This window comes from Hwanghaeella sp. 1Z406, from assembly GCF_048892425.1.
Classification (GTDB): Bacteria; Pseudomonadota; Alphaproteobacteria; order UBA8366; family Aestuariispiraceae; genus Pacificispira.
In genome coordinates, this window is record NZ_JBLZHU010000011.1 from 97207 (window position 1) to 115609 (window position 18403).

The following is an 18403-nucleotide window of genomic DNA, read 5'->3' on the forward strand; positions in this document are numbered from 1 at the left end:
ACACTTTCGCATCAAAATAGTTTCTATAGATTTAACTTTATAAATATGACTCACCTATCTTGCTTTAATCAAGTTTTTTCTTTAGAAAGTTTCACATGACAAAACCCACACAGAAACCGCGCTCTCGCCGGGATATCCTGGACCGATTGAAACGCGACGGACCGTCGGACGCATCCGCATTGGCCCAGGCAATGGGCGTCACCCCAATGGCGGTGCGCCAGCATCTGTATGACTTGCAGGCGGAAGGGATGGTGACGACGCAGGAGGACCCCCGCACTGTCGGGCGTCCTGCAAAGCTGTGGCAATTAACACCGGCGGCGGATCAATACTTTCCCGATGCACATGCCGATCTGGCTGTTGGATTGATTGATGCCCTGAAAAACAGCCTGGGTCAGGATGCGCTGGATCTGTTGATCGCGGAACGGTCCAGGCGGCAAAGCGCGGATTATGCCGCAACCCTATCAAAGCCAGAAACCCTGCGCGACAAACTGGACGCCCTGGCAAAGATTCGAACCCGCGAGGGGTATATGGCAATGGTAGAACCCCTGGCCGATACGGATGGATATCTTTTCATCGAAAATCATTGCCCGATTTGCAGTGCAGCCAAGGCTTGCACAGGGCTGTGCGCGATGGAATTGACGGTGTTCAAGATCGCGCTGGGCCCGGACATTCGGGTGGAACGGACCGATCACATACTGGCGGGCGCGCGCCGCTGCGCTTATCGCGTCACGCCTTGCTGATCAGGGCCAGGCGCTCCGCCACACGGGCCAAAACCGCCGGCCATTCCTCATCGGGCATGCGCCAGAACACATCCGTATTAGGATAGAACGGGTGGCGTTCCGCCCCCAACGTGATCCATTCAGGCTTTAGCAACAGCGACCAACAGGGCACATCCAAGGCACCGGCCATATCACCGACCGACGTTCCCATATTGATGACCAAATCACAGGCCTGAGTCAGGGCGGCGGCCCCATCCAGATCATTGAACAGATCAATATCATCAAAATGCGTGATGGAACGGCCTTCCAGCTCTTCCGGTTGAACGCCATATTGCAAATTCACAAAATGCACATTGGGAACCGACAATACCTTCTGCCATTGGGCAATTTCCGTCAGCGCCGCCTGACTGCGCACGCGACGCAAGCCGCTGCGCCAGGCAATACCGACCTTGAGGCCACTGCCTAATTGATCCAGCCGCTTCTTGATCGCTGCGACCTGATCCGGATCGGCGGTAAAATAACCCGCCGTTTCTGGAAAGTCAGAAAGCGCAGTACGAAACAGTTTCGGCAGGGACGCGACCGGGATGGAGACATCCGCCTGGGCATTGGCAATATCAGGCCGCCCAATGGTCTCAACCGTGGGGAAAGCCCGCTGAACCAGGCCCTGCAGGCGCGGGTCACAGCCAACCAGAATATTTGCCCCCTCGCCGGCCGCGCGCACAACATCGGGCAGGCAGGACAGGCTGCGAATTTCATCGCCCAGCCCTTGTTCCGGCACGATCAACAAGCGCCTGCCTTTCAGGGCATCGCCCTGCCAGCGTGGCAGGTCCGGACTGGTGACCGGGACACGCTCCCCACAATCCAAACCGCTTTCATACAGCGCCCATCCTTTGGCAAGGTTGCCCTGCCCCAGATGACACAGGGCCAGTTGAAAGGCATGGCGGGCATCGCTGGGGTCCAGCTTATAGGCCTTATCATAGGCAACGGCGGCTTCTTCCAGCCGGTCGGTCGCAGTCAGCATATTACCAAAATTGCCCCAGATATCAGCAAAGTCCGGCGTGGCGCGCAAGGCGTCGTGATACAGGGCTTCCGCCTCATCAAAATGGCGGGCTGCGGTCAGGATCATCGCCAGATTAGCCATCGCCCCGGCGCTTTCCGGCGCAATGGACAGGGCGTGACGGGCAATATCTTCGGCTTCTGAAAGTTGCTCCAGCCGCATCAGTGCCGCGGCCAGATTGGTCAGGCTGTCTGGATCATCCGGTGCCAGTTCCAGCACCGCCTTGAAACAGGCAGCCGCCTCCTCGACACGGTTGGACGCAGACAAAACCACGCCATAGTTCAGCATCATATCGGCATCATTGGGCGCATAATTCAGGCCGGTTTCAAAGGCAGCCAGCGCCGCCCCATAGGACCCCATGCGATACAGGGTAACGCCCAGATTCTGATAGGCCTCAACATAATCAGGCTTCAAGACGACGGCACGCCCGAAGGCTTCGGCTGCCTTTTGCAAGGTCCCCGTCTCACGCAGCAGGGCACCCAGATTGTTCCATATTTCCGGCGATTTCGGTGACAGGGACAAGGCCTTGCGATAGGCCTGTTCCGCCGCTTCGGGATTACCCGCCCCTTCCAACGCCAGTCCCAACAGGGTTAAGACCTCAGGATTTTTCGGATCGGCCTTGCGGGCTTCCGCCAATAATTCCGCCGCCGCCGCCGGGTTGCCCAATTGATAGGCCAGGGCCCCGCGCAGGCGCAGGGCATTTGGATCTGTCGGATGCTGTTCCAGAATCTGTCGGTAATGGGCATCAGCCTCCATCAGGCGCCCGGCCTGATGCAATGCCATGGCCTGGTCCAGCCGGGAATCATCAGATCCCCCGCCGGTCCCATTGCCAGCCCCGTTACCGGTTCCATTCCCTTTACTTGCGCGCCGCTGCTGTCTGTTCATGGTGGGGGTATAAAACCCTCAAACCTCTGGGTCTAGGTCTAATGCAGCGGAATTCATACAATATCGCAATCCGGTGGGCTGTGGCCCATCGGGAAAGACATGCCCCAAATGCGCATCACAGCGGGCGCACAGAACTTCCGTGCGGCGCATGAACAGGCTGTTATCCGATTTCTCTGCCACGGCGGTTTCGTCGATTGGCTTAAAGAAACTGGGCCAGCCTGTGCCACTGTCGAATTTTGTATTCGAATGGAACAGTTTTTCACCACAGCATTTACAGGTGTAGATGCCGCGCGTCTTTGCATCATGATACTTGCCGGAAAATGGACGTTCCGTCCCCTTCTTGCGGGTGACCTTGTATTCTTCCGGGCTCAAGCGCTTTTGCCATTCAGCGTCGCTTAACGTCACTTTTGCTTTATTGCCAGCCGTATCACTCATGATCCGGTGCTCCTTTCCAGTTCCATTTCAGACTGCAATGCCCGCACGCGATCCCGCAGTCGGTGCATCGGACCATCCCCAATACCAATCTCATCCATGGCAGATACCGTTTGTTCCAGATAATCCGAACAGGGTCCCAGTCTACCGGCGGCGCGGGCGATCTGTTGCGCCACCTCTTCCATCGGGCGGCATCCTTTATAGCGATCGCAATCCCGACGCATGACAAAGGCAATCGCATGAAACGCCCCGCCATCATTATCTATCAAGCGCACCCAGGTCGGGCGATAGGACCCCGCCAACATTTCGCGCGCCCAGATCACATCCAGTTCTTCATCCGCCTGTGCCTCATCAATGCGCAAGGCAACGCCCTGCACCGACCCGCCGCGATCCAGCCCCAATACCAGGCCAGGACAATCGCGCGTTCCTCGCCCGATCTGTGTTTCCAGACAAAAGGCGCGATGATACCCATGCAATCTTGCAATCTTTCGGTCCACAAAATGAAAGGCCGGGTTCCACATCAGGGATCCATATGCAAAGACCCAGATATCCGACCCTTTGGGGCGCGCCGCCACGGTCGCAATCCGCGATGCGCGGCGTTCCTCATCACATAAGGGCTTTAACAGACCTTCCGCCTCCGCCTGGCGCGCCATTTCCTGAAAAAAGCCGTTCTTGATACCGTCTCTGTCGACCAAAATTCCCATCCATCTTTATGATTCGCATAAGATAACATGGAACATCGCGGCTGGAACGCAAGGCCTTACTGGGACGCAGACTTATTCCCCACGGTTTTCAAATCGCGCACGATCCGCATCGCCGGAAATAATACCCAACATGACATCCCGGAATCCTTCCACAGCGTCAGGGCCGGCATTTCGATAGGCGCGCGCGATGCGCTTGCGTTGAGTTTCCGTCAACAAGCGCTCCAACTCCGCGCCCTTGTCTGTCAGGGTCAACAATCGCTGGCGGCGATCTTCCTGTCCCTGATCCTGACGAATATACCCCTCCGCCATTAACTGGCTCAGCACACGGCTCAGGCTCTGCTTGGTGATCTTCAGAATATCCAGCAGATGCGATACGGTCATGCCCGGATAGCGACCAACGAAGTAAATCACACGGTGATGTGCCCGCCCCAGGTCGCGCTGTGCCAGAATGATGTCCGGTTCACCGGTGAAATCCCGATAGGCATAGAACAAAAGTTCTATCGCCTGGCGCAATTCTTCATCGCGCAGAAACAAAGGATTTCCACCGGTCTTGGCAGACCTGTGTCTATCCCCACCCAGTGAGGGTGAAGAGGGAGATGATCCACGCTTGGAAGAATTTATGTCAGTCATGTTGACATATATGCCTCATGATGTTACGTCTGGCAACAATGAAGCGTATTGGATCATATCTTTTGACCCGGCTCCAGAGTAATAAAATTACCAAAAAATCCGAACCGCAGTAAAAAATGGTCGGAAAAACCGTTGTAAGTCAAAAGCTTACAAATAAAACCCCGGGGACCCAGCGTGGAAGCTGGCGACACCCCCAAAATGGAGTGGAAACGATGTCCTTAATGCCCTTTGATGATCGCGATGGCTCCATCTGGATGGATGGCAAATTGGTGCCGTGGCGGGATGCCAAATTGCATGTTCTTACCCATGGCCTGCACTATGCGTCTGGTGTGTTCGAGGGGGAGCGCGTCTATGGCAAAGAGATTTTCAAGCTGACAGAACATACCGAGCGCCTGCACCAGTCTGCGGAGCTGCTGGGCTTCAAGATTCCGTTCACTGTCGCTGAAATTGACGCCGCCTGCGACCAGGTCGTTGCCGCCAACAACATCGTTGATGGCTATGTGCGGCCCATCGCCTGGCGCGGATCGGAAATGATGGGCGTGTCAGCGCAACAGAACACCATTCATCTGGCAATCGCAGCCTGGGAATGGCCCGCCTATTTCAGCCCGGAAGCCCGCATGCGCGGCCTGAAGATGCGGATTTCCGATTGGGCGCGCCCCGATCCCCGCACAGCACCGACACGCAGCAAGGCCGCTGGCCTGTATATGATCTGCACCATGTCCAAGCATAAGGCGGAAGCGGAAGGGTATCATGACGCGCTGATGCTGGATTGGCGTGGGTATGTTGCCGAAGCAACCGGCGCCAATATCTTCTTCCTGATGGAAGATGGAAAGCTGCATACGCCGGACCCGGATTGCTTTCTGGATGGCATCACCCGGCGCACGGTAATCGATCTGGCCCGTCGCAATGGCTATGAAATCGTGCAGCGACACATCAAGCCGGAAGAGATGGTACAGGCGACGGAGGCCTTCCTGACCGGGACGGCGGTAGAGGTCACGCCGATTGCTTCCATTGGCGAATACCAGTTCACACCGGGCAAGGTCTGTGAAACTTTAATGAAGGCCTATGACGCAGAAGTGCGCAGAGGCTCAGATAAGGCGGCCTTGATCACAGGGTCTGCGGCATAAGCGTTTAGAATGATTTTTCGGTCGTGCCAATCGGGACCGGGCGTGATAAGCCCGGTCCCGTTCGCATTTTAAAGACCAATGCCTTTCGCCGTTCCTATCATAAAGGTCGTTTGAGCAGCCAGTATGACCCAACAGACTAAAACAAAACTCTCTCCCAGCCAGGACGCTTCCTTGGAGATCAGTGTTGTTGTCCCGGTCTGCGATGAGGAAGGCAATGTATCCCCCCTGATCGAAGAAATTGCGGCGGCCTTCCCGGATACAGATCAGGTGGAGATCATCTATGTCGATGATGGCAGTCGCGACAGCACACCTGCGGTTCTGAAAGACTGTCAGTCAAAGCACAAAAACCTGCGGGTTCTGACCCATGCCCAGCGATCCGGCCAAAGCCGCGCGATCCGCACGGGCGTTCTGGCTGCGCGTGGGCGCCTGATCTGTGTGCTGGACGGGGATGGCCAGAACAATCCAGCCGACCTGCCCCGCCTTGTCGCCCTATTCAATGCGGCCCTGGCGGAGGGCGACGCCATCGGCATGGTTATGGGAGAGCGCGAAAAGCGCCAGGATTCAGGTTTTCGGCGGTTTATCAGCCGGGTCGCCAATGCCTGCAATAGAGCGCTTTTAAACCATACTGCGAAAGATGTCGGCTGTGGCCTGAAAGTCGTCGCAGGGCCCGTCTTCAAGCAACTACCCTATTTTGATCATATGCACCGTTTCATGCCGGCCTTGATCAGTCGCGAAGGCCTTTCGGTTCGCTATGAACGGGTGACGCATCGCGCGCGGGATCGGGGCCAGTCCAAATATGGAACGCTGGAGCGTGCCTTGGCCGGATTGGTTGATTTGTTTGGTGTCTATTGGTTGGTGAAACGGTCAAAACGACCGGATGTTCAGGAAGAGGTGCCCCATGGGGTGGATCGATAAAATCATCGCAAATATCGGGGCCATGGCTCCGGAAGAGATCATCTGGCTGTCTATCGGCTTTCTGGGCCAGTTTCTGTTCGCCATGCGATTCATCATTCAGTGGATCGTCAGCGAAAAGAAGCGCGACAGCGTGATACCCATCGCATTCTGGTATTTCAGCATCGGCGGCGGCGCTATCCTGCTGTCCTATGCCATATGGCGGGCGGATCCCGTGATCATTCTGGGGCAGTCGACGGGTCTGTTTATCTATCTGCGCAACCTTTACTTTGTCACACGTCGCCGGAAGGTCGATTTCGATGTCCCCGACCCTGATCGGGAGGGGATGGCCGCCGATACGCCCAAGAAATCAGACGCTGTCCCTAAATAAGGCCCGAAAGCGTAACGCTACAGGGTCCAGTTTTTCTGATACCGTAGTCGGAATTACCTGCGCCAGGGTTACAGAAACCGGCCGTGCGATCGGGGTCAGAAAGCCCAGATCCTGTTGCCATTTCTTTTCCTCAAACCACCGAAAGAGGATAAGGTTCGTGCCACAGGTGAAGACACCGGCATAGAGAATGTCGCTGAGAAAATGCGATCCATTCATGACCCGCAGAATCCCCATCCCGATCCCTGCGGCCAAAGTGACCAGTATCCAGAATTTTCTGCGTTTCGCGGCATACAGCGCCAATGCCAGGAATACATACCCAACCGACGCATCCCCGGAGACAAAGGAACAGTTTCCATCGCATTGTTGGGCTGGCAATAGCGGCGGGGTGAAGATTTGTGCCCCGGCAAATTCAGTCACCTGTTTCGGGCGGGCGCGTCCCCAGTTTTCCTTGAAAACTCCATGCACGACCAATCCTGTGGACAGGATCAGACATAACAGCAAAAACGCATACCGTGCCAGTTTGCGGACCTGCTGAATCCGAACCGTAAACAATCGCCATAAAAACACCCCCAGCCCAATCACGACCAGATAGCCAAATAGCGGACGCAAGACATCGTTCTTGAACACCGTGAACTGGCTTCTGCTTAACCAGAATTCATTTTCACCCAGATAAACCTGTTTTGATACCCACAGATCTATCTGGGGAAATGGAAGGAAAAGGACCGTCAGGGCGATAAAAACCAGCCCACAGATTTTCAACATCCAGACCGTGGACCAGGCTGGACTGCCAAGCGACATCATTTCGGATCCTCCAACACACGCAGTTCCAGATTTTTGGCCTGCCCAACACGATCAACTTTCCCGATGGGGGGCAATTCTTTGACCTTGGTAAAATGACTTTCGATGGACTGGGTACCATGGGGCGTCATCAACAATACGCGCGATCCATCAACGGACGGGCTGTACAGCCAGGCCATTTCGTAATGATGATCAATCTTGGTGTCATGGTTCCAGGTGCGGATGACAATTTCCGGCTGGTCGCGCAACGCATAGGCCATAGAGGCGATCATCATGCGATTGTCCATCAACAGCACGGACAGATTTTCAGCCTTCATCCTGTCAGTTACCTGATAGGCCACCTGATCCCAACCGCTGAGGTCCTGAAATGGATCCCGACCCAGGGCGCGGGCGGTGGCACCTGGCATCAGCACCGCCCCATACAGGCCTGCCGCCACGATCATATGCAGCGCAATCGATCCCCATAACCACCAACGCCGCCTTGTCTGGGCAAGCAGCACAGAAGTTACCAGGATCGCCGCTGCAGGATAGGCCGTCGCCGCCCAGTTCGCATTGGCCCGGGACAGGATCGCCTGAATTGAAATAATCAACAGAATGGGCAGCGAAAATGCTAACAGCAAACGCGCTGGTTCAGACAGGGCCTGACAGGCGCGACGGCTGCGCGGGATTACCAATAGAAGAACCACAAACAAAACCGGACCGAACACGCCAAACTGCGCACCCAGAAAATCCCCCAATTCATTGAAATGCAGGACCACTCCCTGCCAATGGACATTATCAGCCGTATGTCCAACAGTCGCCCAGCCATGCACCTTGTTCCACCAGACATTGGGCAGAATGGCGCAGGTCCCCAGCCCAAAGCCTGCGATCAAATGCGTTGCTGCGACGCGGGCCTTTTGGCGGGCCTGTGCACTGATCAGCAGATGCACCAGCGCACAGATCAGAAAATAGGCCATGGCGTATTTCGCGTTCAGGCCCAGCCCGAAACAAAGCGCCAGGAGTACCGCCGCCCCCCAGGTTGGGCGCCGCAACAATGCCCCATAGGCCCACAGGCATCCTGTCCAGAAAAACAGCAAAAGCGCATCTGTCGACATGATCAGGGACGAAAATGACACGGCAGGCACGGTCAGCCAGACGATCCCGGTCCACAGCGCGGTGCGATTGTCGAACAACAACCGGGCCGTGCCAGCCAATAGGATGGCGGTCGCCGTTTGAAACAATGCGGCAGGCGCACGAATGCACCATGTGTCATCGCCACAAATGCTGGTCGCCGCACCAATGACCCAGGCGATCAGGGGGGGCTTGGAATAATATCCGAACTCAAACGTCCAGGACCAGGTCCAATACTGTGCCTCGTCCCCATGCAGCGACAGCCCGGTCGCATAGGAAACCATCAGGCGAACCGCACACAGCGCCAGCGCAGCGCTCAGCAACAGACGCCACATACTTTGTGTGCTGATATTCCCTGACACCTGATCCTCACGCGACATAGCGATGCACCCATCATGTACCCGGGACATCAGACATTCGCCAATGCGAACCCTAGAAACCCCAACATAGTGTTTCCATGCAAGCCATCGTCACAAACAAGGTTGTTTGGATATGATTTGCTTCGGATGGGCTAGGGCGTACACCATTCGCCCGCGATAACCAAGAACCCTTAAAGGCCCAAAAGGCGATGTTTCTTAATTTAGCGTTCACGTGGAGATTTTGTCGCGGCGAAACTGCGCTTATACTGCGCTCATGAACACTGATACGCATATTCTTGTGGTTGACGACGATGCGCGCCTGCGCAGCCTGTTGCGTGACTATCTGACCAAAGAAGGCTTCCGGGTCACCCAGGCGGAGGACGCTGCAGATGCACGGCGCAAGATTGCTGGCCTGACCTTCGATATTATGATCCTGGATGTCATGATGCCCGGCGAAAGTGGCCTTGATCTGGCAAAATCCATCCGTCAGGAGGTTGGTGTGCCAATCCTGATGCTGACCGCGATGGGGGATACCGAAAACCGCATCCAGGGGCTGGAAGCCGGTGCCGATGATTATCTGCCCAAGCCGTTTGAGCCCCGCGAACTGATCCTGCGCATTCAATCGATCCTGCGCCGCCTGCCCGCTGCGGCAGAACCAAGCCGGGCCTCTGTTGTGCGTTTGGGCGATTTGTTGTTCGATCTGGGTCGCGAATTATTGTTGCGCAACAATACGCCGGTGCGCCTGACATCCACAGAAACCGCCCTTATGAAGGTGATGGCCGGAGAGCCCGGACGCGTCATGAGCCGGGATGAACTGACGCAATTTGTAGACATCGATGGCGGTGACCGGGCAGTAGATGTCCAGATGACCCGCCTGCGCCGGAAAGTGGAGCCTGATCCAAAAGTCCCCCGCTATCTGCAAACCGTTCGGGGACGCGGCTATGTTTTAAGGCCCGATGGATGACGGAGCCCTCCCCGATAAAGCCCACTCATTCGCCCGCTGGTAAACCGATGGGACCGATCCGATCTACGCTGCGCACCATTCGCCTGACGATAAAAAGCGGCCTGCCCAAGACGCTGTTCGGGCGCGCCCTGATGATCATCGTCATGCCCCTGATCCTGTTACAGATTGTATCGGCATGGGTGTTTTATGATCGCCACTGGGATACCGTCACCTGGCGCCTGTCGGCCAGTGTCGCAGGGGATATCGCCAATACGATCGACCAATTGCGCCGCACACCCGATGCCCGCGACGAAATCTTTCAAAGCGTTCGCCAGAACATGGAATTGGATATCACTTTGCTGCAAGGTGAAATCCTGCCCAATCAAGAGACAGAAATCAGCAGCCAATTGGATCGCCTGTTAGCCCAGGCCATGAACGAGCGTGTACGACGCCCCTTTATCATCGACAGTTCGTCCTTTCGGAAACAACTGATTTTGCAGATTCAGTTGAAGGATGCGGTGCTGAACGTCGTTGTGCCGGGCAGCCGACTGTTTAGTTCGACAACCTATATCTTTATCCTTTGGATGGTTGGCACTTCTTTAGTGCTGTTTGCCGTTGCCTCTATTTTTATGCGCAATCAGGTGCGTCCGATCCGGCGCCTTGCCCGTGCGGTTGAAAGTTTTGGAAAAGGTCGAGAGCCAGAGCAGGATTTCAAGGCGGAAGGGGCCCTGGAAGTGCGCCAGGCCGCCAATGCGTTTAACCTGATGTCCGAACGCATCCGTCGCCAGATCCGCCAACGCACCGATATGCTGTCAGGGGTCAGTCATGATCTGCGCACCCCTTTGACCCGCATGAAGCTGCAATTGGCGATGCTGGGGGATTCGCCAGAAACTCAGGAACTCAGCGTCAATGTCTCCGAAATGGAGAAAATGATTCAGGATTACCTGACCTTTGCCCGTGGCGAAGGGGGGGAGAAATCCATTGAATGCGACTTGAGTGAGGTCGTCAAAGACCTTGCCGCAACATGGCAGGCCTCCGGTATCGCCCTGGATTGCCATGCAGAAGGTAAGATCGTGACATGGTTGAAACCCAATGCCTTTCGGCGATGCATTGATAACCTGATCGCAAATGCGTCACGCTATGGCAGCCAGGTCTGGTTACAGGCCGGAAAGCGGGGCAATGCCATTGAAATTCTGGTGGATGACAATGGCCCTGGCATTCCTGAGCAAGAACGCGAAGACGCCTTCCGCCCCTTCTATCGTCTGGATCGGTCCCGCAATCCATCCACCGGCGGTACGGGTCTGGGCCTGTCGATCAGCCGTGACGTTGCGCGCACCCATGGCGGTGAAATCCTATTGGAAACCTCCCCCCATGGCGGGTTAAGGGCCCGTGTACGACTGCCTATCTAGAAGTTTCAGCGGCCCTATTTGGTATCTTCCCCAACCATCTGACAGATATCCTGGGGCGTTTTTCCAGCCTTACGCAAGGCCTGTAACGTGATCGCCTTATCACGTTTGGCATATCGTCTGCCCTGCGAATCCAGCAGCAATCGGTGATGGCGATACACCGGCGTTGGAAATCCCAGCAGGGTCTGCAGGACGCGGTGGATATGGGTGGCGTGCAACAGGTCTTCCCCCCGCGTCACACAGGATATCTGTTGAAACGCATCATCCACGGTAACCGACAGGTGATAGCTGGTTGGCACATCTTTACGCGCCAGAACGATATCGCCACAGCTTTCTGGCACGACCGTGATTATCCCACGATCCAGATCAGTAAAGGTCAATGGACCGGTCATATGGGCAGCCCGATCCATATGCAGGCGGATCGCATGAACCTGCCCGGCCGCGATCCGGTCTTTCGCGATCATCGGGTCCAAATGCTTACAGGTGCCCGGATACAGCGCACCATCCGGCCCATGCGGGGCGCGCGGGGCGTTGGCGACCTCTGTCCGAATTTCCCGGCGCGTGCAAAAACAGGGATAGGTCAGCCCACCCTCTTCCAATGTATGGAGAAAATCATGATACACCGGAAAACGATCCGATTGCCGCAGCACCGGATCGGGCCAGGTCAAACCCAGCCAGCGTAAGTCTTCGTAAATCGCCTGCTCATAGGCCTGCGTACAGCGCGCCAGGTCGATATCCTCAATTCGCAACAGAAAGGTACCGCCCATCGCTGTTGCTTGCCGGGCGGAAAACAGGGCGCCATAGGCATGCCCCAAATGCAGGAAACCGCTGGGGCTGGGCGCAAATCGGGTTGCGGCAGAAATGAATCCATCCATAGCTACTGGCGTAGTTTGCCTCTACAGGGTAAGTCAAGAGCCATGGATACATCACATATCATCACCGCGCTGGATATCGTTGCCGCACAGGATGCAGATGTGGCGGCAGGACTGAGCCTGGTTGGATATCCGGAGCCCCGCCTGCGGCCCCATGGGTTCAACACTCTGTTGAGCATCATCGTGTCACAACAGATTTCCAAAGAAGCGGCAGGGGCAATCCAGGCACGACTGGAAGCGCTGAACCCTGGGGGGCAAGCAGAGTCCTTCCTGGCATTGGGGCCAGAGGCGATTCGCGCGGCGGGCCTGTCGCGCCCCAAGGTCGCCTATGCCGTGGGACTGGCAGACGCGATTGCCAGTGGCACCTTAAATCTGCAGGCTGTCGCCACACTGCCTGACGATCAGGCTGTTGCGGCCATCATGGGCCTGAAAGGCTTCGGGCGTTGGAGTGCGGAGATTTACTGCATGTTCTCCCTTCAGCGGCAGGACCTGTTTCCCGGCGAAGACATTGCCTTACAGGAAGCGATGCGACGGCTGAAAGGCCTGCCCAGCCGCCCGGATGCGAAACAGGCACGCCTGATGGCGGAAAACTGGTCCCCCCATCGATCCGCCATGGCCGTATTTCTATGGCACTATTACCGGGGTGCCCCCGCGTGACAGCATATTTGCGCATCCCGGTTTGATCGTCCAAGCTGCCCCAAATTCCAATTCAATGTGCAAGGAAATTTCTATGACCGACACACCGGTTCTAAGCGGACCAGAACAAGCCCCCACCGACGGCAAGAAACCAGATCGTCTGATCATTTTCCTGCATGGGCTGGGGGCCAATGGTGATGACCTGATCAGCCTGGCACCGGTTCTAGGTCAGGTTTTCCCGACCGCGCAATTCCTGGCCCCCAATGCACCGGAAGAATGCGATATGGCCCCGATGGGCCTGCAATGGTTTTCCCTGCAGGATATGAGCCGCGAACAGTTACAGGCAGGCGTCGATTCTGTCACACCGGTTCTGCACCGCTATCTGGATGATCAAATCGCGCGGTTTTCTGTGACGCCGGACCGCGTTGCAATCGTCGGCTTCAGCCAGGGAACGATGCTGGCGCTGCATGCAATGCCGAAATATTCAGGGCTGGTCGCCGGTGTCCTGGGGTATTCTGGAATGCTGATCGCCCCGGAATCCCTGGCCGACGAGAATATTCGAAAACCACCGACCTTGTTGATCCACGGAACGGAAGACCCGGTCGTCCCTGCTGAAATGTCAAAGGTGTCGGGCGAAGCCATGAAAATGGCCGGGTTTGATGTAGAAGTCGCCTATTCCAAAGGTCTGGGCCATTCCATTGACGAAGCGGGCTTGCGCCTTGGCATTGAATTCTTGCAGCGCGCGTTTGGTGACAAGGAAGTACCAGAGACCTAAATCAGATAAAAGCCGCGATAAGAAACAAGCGGATCTCGCCTAAAATTGGATGCGTTATATATTTGTCATTGAAATCGGATAGAGAGAAGGGAGTGTCGGGTGCTCATTACAACAATGTGATAGTTTCCAGCAGGCTTACACAAAATGTTGTGGTGATGACAAAATATGGGGTAACGTACCTGTATCGGTTCTGACGAAATCGATCTGGTGATACAGAAAGTTCGGAGTGCGGCAATGTTAACCGCCTTAGATCATAGTCCCGCTTTGGTGCTGAATGCGGATTTCAGGCCGCTCAGCTACTTTCCTTTGTCGGTTTGGGACTGGCAAGACACCATCAAGGCCGTCGTTGCCAAACGGGTCAACGTCATTTCGGAATACGATATGGAGGTGCGCAGCCCGACCTTCGCCCTGCGCCTGCCCAGCGTGATCTCCCTGAAAGAATATGTTGCCCCGGCGCGACGCCCCGCGTTTACCCGGTTTAACGTATTTCTTCGGGATAGGCTGGTCTGTCAGTATTGCGATGGAACCTTCCCGGCACATGACTTGACCTTTGACCATGTTATCCCGCGCAGTCAGGGTGGGATCACCAGTTGGGAAAACGTCGTCGCGGCCTGTAGCCCGTGCAATTTGACCAAAGGTGGCCGCACCCCGAAACAGGCCAATATGCCATTGCTGCGAGCCCCCATCGAACCATCGACCTGGGAATTACAGGAACATGGCCGGGCCTTCCCACCAAACTTCTTGCATGAAAGCTGGCGGGATTATCTGTACTGGGATACCGAACTGGAAACCTGATCCAGTCCGGACCGCTCTTTACCCAAATCATGTATATTTTCACCTCTTCGGACAAAGTTGGGTTTGTCTCGCGCCGATAACGCGCTGTAGCATCATGCGTTCGCATGAGCTCACACGTGAGGCTCTTACCGTTTGTATTAGTGGCAAATACGTCGTCGCAAACACATCCGTTTGCTCAGGATTTGCTTTAGACTGATCGAAAAAAGGACCGAGGATGACATGGCTTTACTTGCGTTAGATGATCAGGGCTTCAAGCAATCCCTATGGACAGCTACAGGCGGCGACGCCCCCCATTGCCCGCCATTGGATACAGACAAACAGTCTGATATCGCGATTGTCGGGGGTGGGTTTACCGGACTGTCCACCGCCCTGCATCTGGCAGAGCGCGGTGTTTCCGTTATCGTGCTGGAAGCACGCGAACCCGGCTGGGGGGCATCGGGACGCAATGGCGGTCAGGTGATTTCCGGTCTGAAACATGATCTGGCCGAGTTGGAACGCCTTGTCGGCCCCGAAATGGCCCGACGCATGATCAGCCATGCCGATAAATCAGCCGATACCGCGTTTGCTATCATCGATAGATTGAAACTGGATTGCGATGCCGTGCGGGGCGGATGGGTCCAATCCGCCCATGGCGTGGGCGTGCTGGAAGATCAGAAGAAAAAAGCGGAGAAAATGGCAGCGCGTGGTCGCGCGGTTAGCATGCTGTCACAGCAAGAGATGATCGAGCGCGTGGGAACAGATTGGTATGTAGGAGGCCTGTTCGATGCTGCGGGCGGTACCGTCCAGCCTTTGAAACTAGCCCGTGGCCTGGCCCGGGCAGCCCAGGCAGCAGGGGCTCAAATCCATGGTGAAACCGCCGTAACGGGGTTAGCACAGGCCCCGCATGGATGGTCCCTAACGACAGGAGATGGCATGACCGTCACCGCTGGGAAGGTCCTGTTATGCACGAACGGGTATTCTGATCTGGCGCCGTTACAGGATGCGACAACGCAATCGGTTGTCCCATTTTACAGCTATCAGATGGCGACAAAGCCGCTGTCGGATAACTTGCTGAAAAGCCTGCCTGTCCATGGTTTGGGCGTTTCCGAGGCAAGGCGCGTTTTAAGTTATTACCGGATCGACTCCCAAGGGCGCTTCATCATGGGCGCGCGGGGCAAACTGAACGGATCCCTGGATGTTTCCGCCTTTGATCTTGCCAAACAGCGCATGCAGGAAATGTTTCCCAGACTGACGGGTGTGCCGATGGAGAATTTCTGGAATGGGCGCGTTGCCGTCACCACGGATTCCCTGCCCCGTTTAATGCAGATCGCGCCCGGATTGGGCGCTGCGGTCGGGTGGAATGGGCGGGGTGTCGCCATGACCACCGCAACGGGATCGGTTCTGGCGGACTGGTTGTGCGATGTCCCGCACAAGGATTTGCCTATGCCCATCAATGCGCCGCGCCTGATCCCCTTTCATTGGCTGAAACGGCCTGCCTCTGGCGTCGCCGTCATGTGGAAGAGCTTCCTGGATCGGCGCGAACGCAAACTGTAACCCGCCATCACACCGGTGGAGCACCATGCAGCATTTCACACAGGCCGACATAGTCGGGCTCCCGATCCGGGTCGATCAATCCGTGGCGGATAAAGAAATCGATCAGGACAGGGGCACAATTGAATTTGAACCGGTCCGTATCACGCACGATTTCCATGACTTCCTGTGCAGGCATCAGGTAAAACCCCGCAACTTCCCCATCGGCAGGGATCGGGGTGAAACTTTCATCCAACTCCAGATCATAACAGAACATCTGATCCGGCTTCAGCCCTTGCGGGCTTTCATACAAATAAGATATCGCCCCGACCGCACGGGCCTGGCGCGCCAGATGCGCGGGGATTGAGGCCTCTTCCGCGCATTCCTTGATAAGATTCTGCGCCAGGGTCAGACCTTCGGGATGCCCCCCGGCGACCGTGTTATCCAGCAATCCGGGATAAGATGGCTTATCATGGGCGCGCTGTGCGATCCAAAGGTATAGACCGTCTGGCTTTCGCACATATCCATTCAAATGAAAGCCCCAACTGCGAATGCCTAAGAAAGGACATCCCGCCCGTTCAATCGAAAACACAGCGGGATCCGAAAACCGTTCAGCAACCGCATAACGCTCGTCCCGCCACCCTTGAATAAGGCCTTCATCGGCCATTACGCGCAGGGCATAATCCACCGCTGCCGTCGCAGAATCGTAATCGAACAAAGCCGCATGCAGATCAACCTGTTGCCCCCCCACCACGAAGATATCGGGGAAACCGGACAACCGTTCCAATCGATCCTTGCGGATCCAGCCCAATTGCTGACCGCGCCCAAAGAACGGCAGATAATTTTCACGCGATCCATTGTTACAGGCGAGAATCCGGTCCTGATAGGCCACGGTTACCTCTTTTCACACACCAAAACGCTGCGAACACCGACAGTCTGACGCATCACCGCGCCAACGATATCACAGCTCTGCGGGTCCAGGCCGCTGACCTGCACATCGATGATCAGATTGGGGTCAATTCCTCCGTCGATCACAGCATTCAACTTCTGTGTAATCAAGCCACGCTTTGTGATGGGGGCCAATACGCGGGCCAGGATGCCAACATCCGTATCGGCGGTGACGGAAAAACAATACACTGAAGGGGATGTACCGACATCATTGGACGGCACCGACAAAGGTAAGGTCATGGAAGTCTCATTTCTCTGTGAATAGCATCAGGTGGCGGCACAGGCCCGGACCCCCCAGCCGCATTATATGCGGGGGACCGGGTCCGTAATTCGACCAATGCGCCCAAACAGCGCCACAGAGAAATTCGAGGTCAACATACTGAAACCATATATCCGGTTGGAAGGTGACGCAAGAATATTACAAACCACCCTGGAACAGCCACAGGATAAGCCATAAGGTAAAGACCGACCCAATCGTCGACAGGCATATTGATGTCGTCGCCAGGGCCTGGGCCGTCCCATATTTCTGGGAAAATATATAGACCATGACACCACTGGGCTGGGCCGCTGTAATGGTGGCAATTTGTACCCACAACGGATCCAAAGCAAAAATATACGTGCCCGCCAGATAGACCAATAACGGAAACAGCATGATCTTCAGCGACACCTGGACCATGGATTGAACCACACGCCCGGCAATACCATAGCGCTTCAGCGACGATCCCAAGGCAAACAAGGCACAGGGCAGCACGGCCCCCTGCATGGTTTCGGCAATCCGCGCCAAAGGTGTGGGCAGAGACAGACCCGCCAGATTTGTCGCCATGCCCAGAAACAAACCCCACAGGATGGGATTGCGAATCAACCCGCTGGCAACCTGTTTGGGCAGTGCGGCCAGACCACCGCTGCGGCGCGATTGGCTCATTTCCAATAGAACCGTCGTGCCGGTGAAAAAGATAATGCCGTGGACAGACAGGATCAGAAAGAACGGCAGAGCCGCCGTCTCTCCATAGGCCAGCAGGATCAGGGGCAGACCCAACAGAACCGTGTTGGAAAAAGCACTGCCCATCCCGGTCAGGATAGCCCCCATTATGTCGCGCCCAAAGATGAAACGCGCGACCAGAAAGCCGATCGCATAAATCAGAATTCCTGGCCCGTAATAGCTGGCAAACAGGTTCCAGGGCACCTTGTCTGGCAATTGCGTGGTCGCAATCGTCCTGAACAGCATGAAGGGAACGGCGAAATTAAAAACGAAAGATGCGACCCCCGCTTCCGCAGATTCAGAGAACCACCCAAGGCGGGCCGCGACATATCCAAGGGCTGCAATGCCAAAAATCGGCAGCAGAATGTTGATTACGATATCCAAGAGAGCCGAATCCTTATCTTATCTGTTTTCTGATTACTCCGTGTGGCTACTCT

Annotated in this window: 20 protein-coding genes; 10 read left to right on the forward strand and 10 right to left on the reverse strand. The window is 55.9% G+C overall.

The window, feature by feature from the left end; all coding sequences use genetic code 11:
- Positions 1–95 precede the first annotated feature (95 nt).
- A complete protein-coding gene (locus ACOSDR_RS18565) occupies positions 96–740 on the forward strand; it encodes a helix-turn-helix transcriptional regulator (RefSeq protein ID WP_420732189.1) in 645 nt (214 codons plus the stop codon).
- Here the strand turns inward: ACOSDR_RS18565 and ACOSDR_RS18570 are convergent.
- The 4 genes from ACOSDR_RS18570 to ACOSDR_RS18585 form a co-directional block, all read right to left on the reverse strand.
- Positions 727–2661, reverse strand: coding sequence for a tetratricopeptide repeat protein (locus ACOSDR_RS18570; RefSeq protein ID WP_420732190.1), 1935 nt, complete (start codon positions 2659–2661; stop codon positions 727–729). The genes ACOSDR_RS18565 and ACOSDR_RS18570 overlap by 14 nt on opposite strands.
- A gap of 18 nt (positions 2662–2679) precedes the next feature.
- Positions 2680–3096 carry a peptide-methionine (R)-S-oxide reductase MsrB gene (msrB, locus tag ACOSDR_RS18575; RefSeq protein WP_420732191.1) on the reverse strand — a complete coding sequence of 139 codons (417 nt, stop codon included), beginning with the start codon at positions 3094–3096 and terminating at the stop codon, positions 2680–2682.
- Positions 3093–3788, reverse strand: coding sequence for a gamma-glutamylcyclotransferase (locus ACOSDR_RS18580; protein ID WP_420724684.1), 696 nt, complete (start codon positions 3786–3788; stop codon positions 3093–3095). The genes msrB and ACOSDR_RS18580 overlap by 4 nt, the downstream gene beginning before the upstream one ends.
- A gap of 81 nt (positions 3789–3869) precedes the next feature.
- Complete coding sequence (locus ACOSDR_RS18585) at positions 3870–4427, reverse strand: MarR family winged helix-turn-helix transcriptional regulator (protein WP_420732192.1); 558 nt, start codon at positions 4425–4427, stop codon at positions 3870–3872.
- Positions 4428–4639: 212 nt separating this feature from the next.
- On the opposite strand from ACOSDR_RS18585, the gene ACOSDR_RS18590 reads away from it, so the two are divergent.
- From ACOSDR_RS18590 to ACOSDR_RS18600, 3 genes are all read left to right on the forward strand, one after another.
- On the forward strand, positions 4640–5554 hold the full coding sequence (locus ACOSDR_RS18590; protein WP_420732193.1) for a branched-chain amino acid aminotransferase: 915 nt from the start codon (positions 4640–4642) through the stop codon (positions 5552–5554).
- A 123-nt stretch (positions 5555–5677) separates the two neighbouring features.
- Positions 5678–6469, forward strand: a complete 792-nt coding sequence (locus ACOSDR_RS18595) for a glycosyltransferase family 2 protein (RefSeq protein ID WP_420732194.1) — start codon at positions 5678–5680, stop codon at positions 6467–6469.
- Positions 6453–6836 carry a lipid-A-disaccharide synthase N-terminal domain-containing protein gene (locus ACOSDR_RS18600; RefSeq protein ID WP_420732195.1) on the forward strand — a complete coding sequence of 128 codons (384 nt, stop codon included), beginning with the start codon at positions 6453–6455 and terminating at the stop codon, positions 6834–6836. The genes ACOSDR_RS18595 and ACOSDR_RS18600 overlap by 17 nt, the downstream gene beginning before the upstream one ends.
- On the opposite strand, the gene ACOSDR_RS18605 is transcribed toward ACOSDR_RS18600, so the two are convergent.
- A complete protein-coding gene (locus ACOSDR_RS18605) occupies positions 6816–7637 on the reverse strand; it encodes a phosphatase PAP2 family protein (RefSeq protein ID WP_420732196.1) in 822 nt (273 codons plus the stop codon). The genes ACOSDR_RS18600 and ACOSDR_RS18605 overlap by 21 nt on opposite strands.
- Complete coding sequence (locus ACOSDR_RS18610; protein ID WP_420732197.1) at positions 7634–9154, reverse strand: glycosyltransferase family 39 protein; 1521 nt, start codon at positions 9152–9154, stop codon at positions 7634–7636. The genes ACOSDR_RS18605 and ACOSDR_RS18610 overlap by 4 nt, the downstream gene beginning before the upstream one ends.
- 223 nt (positions 9155–9377) lie before the next feature.
- Between ACOSDR_RS18610 and ACOSDR_RS18615 the strand changes: the two genes are divergently transcribed.
- The gene (locus ACOSDR_RS18615; RefSeq protein ID WP_420732198.1) at positions 9378–10067 is read left to right on the forward strand and encodes a response regulator; all 690 of its coding nucleotides are present in this window, start codon (positions 9378–9380) and stop codon (positions 10065–10067) included.
- On the forward strand, positions 10064–11455 hold the full coding sequence (locus ACOSDR_RS18620; protein WP_420732199.1) for an ATP-binding protein: 1392 nt from the start codon (positions 10064–10066) through the stop codon (positions 11453–11455). Before ACOSDR_RS18615 ends, ACOSDR_RS18620 begins: the two co-directional genes overlap by 4 nt.
- 14 nt (positions 11456–11469) lie before the next feature.
- Here the strand turns inward: ACOSDR_RS18620 and gluQRS are convergent, their stop codons facing one another.
- A complete protein-coding gene (gene gluQRS, locus ACOSDR_RS18625; protein WP_420732200.1) occupies positions 11470–12327 on the reverse strand; it encodes a tRNA glutamyl-Q(34) synthetase GluQRS in 858 nt (285 codons plus the stop codon).
- A gap of 42 nt (positions 12328–12369) precedes the next feature.
- On the opposite strand from gluQRS, the gene ACOSDR_RS18630 reads away from it, so the two are divergent.
- The 4 genes from ACOSDR_RS18630 (at position 12370) to ACOSDR_RS18645 (ending at position 16063) form a co-directional block, all read left to right on the forward strand.
- Positions 12370–12981 (forward strand): DNA-3-methyladenine glycosylase family protein, encoded by a 612-nt coding sequence (locus tag ACOSDR_RS18630; RefSeq protein WP_420732201.1) that lies wholly within the window; start codon positions 12370–12372, stop codon positions 12979–12981.
- A 73-nt stretch (positions 12982–13054) separates the two neighbouring features.
- A complete protein-coding gene (locus tag ACOSDR_RS18635) occupies positions 13055–13735 on the forward strand; it encodes an alpha/beta hydrolase (RefSeq protein ID WP_420732202.1) in 681 nt (226 codons plus the stop codon).
- 234 nt (positions 13736–13969) lie between these two features.
- The gene (locus ACOSDR_RS18640) at positions 13970–14530 is read left to right on the forward strand and encodes an HNH endonuclease (protein ID WP_420724695.1); all 561 of its coding nucleotides are present in this window, start codon (positions 13970–13972) and stop codon (positions 14528–14530) included.
- Positions 14531–14749: 219 nt separating this feature from the next.
- Entirely contained in the window at positions 14750–16063 is a 1314-nt protein-coding gene (locus ACOSDR_RS18645) for an NAD(P)/FAD-dependent oxidoreductase (RefSeq protein ID WP_420732203.1), read from the forward strand.
- Between the two features lie 7 nt (positions 16064–16070).
- Here ACOSDR_RS18645 and ACOSDR_RS18650 read toward each other — a convergent pair whose 3' ends face one another.
- The 3 genes from ACOSDR_RS18650 to ACOSDR_RS18660 form a co-directional block, all read right to left on the reverse strand.
- The gene (locus tag ACOSDR_RS18650) at positions 16071–16931 is read right to left on the reverse strand and encodes a DUF4743 domain-containing protein (protein ID WP_420724697.1); all 861 of its coding nucleotides are present in this window, start codon (positions 16929–16931) and stop codon (positions 16071–16073) included.
- 2 nt (positions 16932–16933) lie between these two features.
- A complete protein-coding gene (locus ACOSDR_RS18655; RefSeq protein WP_420724698.1) occupies positions 16934–17227 on the reverse strand; it encodes a hypothetical protein in 294 nt (97 codons plus the stop codon).
- A 178-nt stretch (positions 17228–17405) separates the two neighbouring features.
- On the reverse strand, positions 17406–18350 hold the full coding sequence (locus ACOSDR_RS18660) for an AEC family transporter (RefSeq protein ID WP_420724699.1): 945 nt from the start codon (positions 18348–18350) through the stop codon (positions 17406–17408).
- Positions 18351–18403 lie beyond the last annotated feature (53 nt).

What these genes read in the sequence shown, in the direction of transcription:
- ACOSDR_RS18635 (WP_420732202.1), top strand. Translation starts at nt 13,055, where the DNA reads ATGACCGACACACCGGTTCTAAGCGGACCAGAACAAGCCCCCACCGAC.
- ACOSDR_RS18630 (WP_420732201.1), top strand. Translation starts at nt 12,370, where the DNA reads ATGGATACATCACATATCATCACCGCGCTGGATATCGTTGCCGCACAG.
- ACOSDR_RS18655 (WP_420724698.1), bottom strand. Translation starts at nt 17,227, where the DNA reads ATGACCTTACCTTTGTCGGTGCCGTCCAATGATGTCGGTACATCCCCT.
- ACOSDR_RS18570 (WP_420732190.1), bottom strand. Translation starts at nt 2,661, where the DNA reads ATGAACAGACAGCAGCGGCGCGCAAGTAAAGGGAATGGAACCGGTAAC.
- ACOSDR_RS18585 (WP_420732192.1), bottom strand. Translation starts at nt 4,427, where the DNA reads ATGACTGACATAAATTCTTCCAAGCGTGGATCATCTCCCTCTTCACCC.
- ACOSDR_RS18645 (WP_420732203.1), top strand. Translation starts at nt 14,750, where the DNA reads ATGGCTTTACTTGCGTTAGATGATCAGGGCTTCAAGCAATCCCTATGG.
- ACOSDR_RS18605 (WP_420732196.1), bottom strand. Translation starts at nt 7,637, where the DNA reads ATGATGTCGCTTGGCAGTCCAGCCTGGTCCACGGTCTGGATGTTGAAA.
- ACOSDR_RS18610 (WP_420732197.1), bottom strand. Translation starts at nt 9,154, where the DNA reads ATGTCCCGGGTACATGATGGGTGCATCGCTATGTCGCGTGAGGATCAG.
- ACOSDR_RS18565 (WP_420732189.1), top strand. Translation starts at nt 96, where the DNA reads ATGACAAAACCCACACAGAAACCGCGCTCTCGCCGGGATATCCTGGAC.
- ACOSDR_RS18590 (WP_420732193.1), top strand. Translation starts at nt 4,640, where the DNA reads ATGTCCTTAATGCCCTTTGATGATCGCGATGGCTCCATCTGGATGGAT.
- ACOSDR_RS18640 (WP_420724695.1), top strand. Translation starts at nt 13,970, where the DNA reads ATGTTAACCGCCTTAGATCATAGTCCCGCTTTGGTGCTGAATGCGGAT.
- ACOSDR_RS18595 (WP_420732194.1), top strand. Translation starts at nt 5,678, where the DNA reads ATGACCCAACAGACTAAAACAAAACTCTCTCCCAGCCAGGACGCTTCC.
- ACOSDR_RS18615 (WP_420732198.1), top strand. Translation starts at nt 9,378, where the DNA reads ATGAACACTGATACGCATATTCTTGTGGTTGACGACGATGCGCGCCTG.
- gluQRS (WP_420732200.1), bottom strand. Translation starts at nt 12,327, where the DNA reads ATGGATGGATTCATTTCTGCCGCAACCCGATTTGCGCCCAGCCCCAGC.
- ACOSDR_RS18600 (WP_420732195.1), top strand. Translation starts at nt 6,453, where the DNA reads ATGGGGTGGATCGATAAAATCATCGCAAATATCGGGGCCATGGCTCCG.
- ACOSDR_RS18620 (WP_420732199.1), top strand. Translation starts at nt 10,064, where the DNA reads ATGACGGAGCCCTCCCCGATAAAGCCCACTCATTCGCCCGCTGGTAAA.
- msrB (WP_420732191.1), bottom strand. Translation starts at nt 3,096, where the DNA reads ATGAGTGATACGGCTGGCAATAAAGCAAAAGTGACGTTAAGCGACGCT.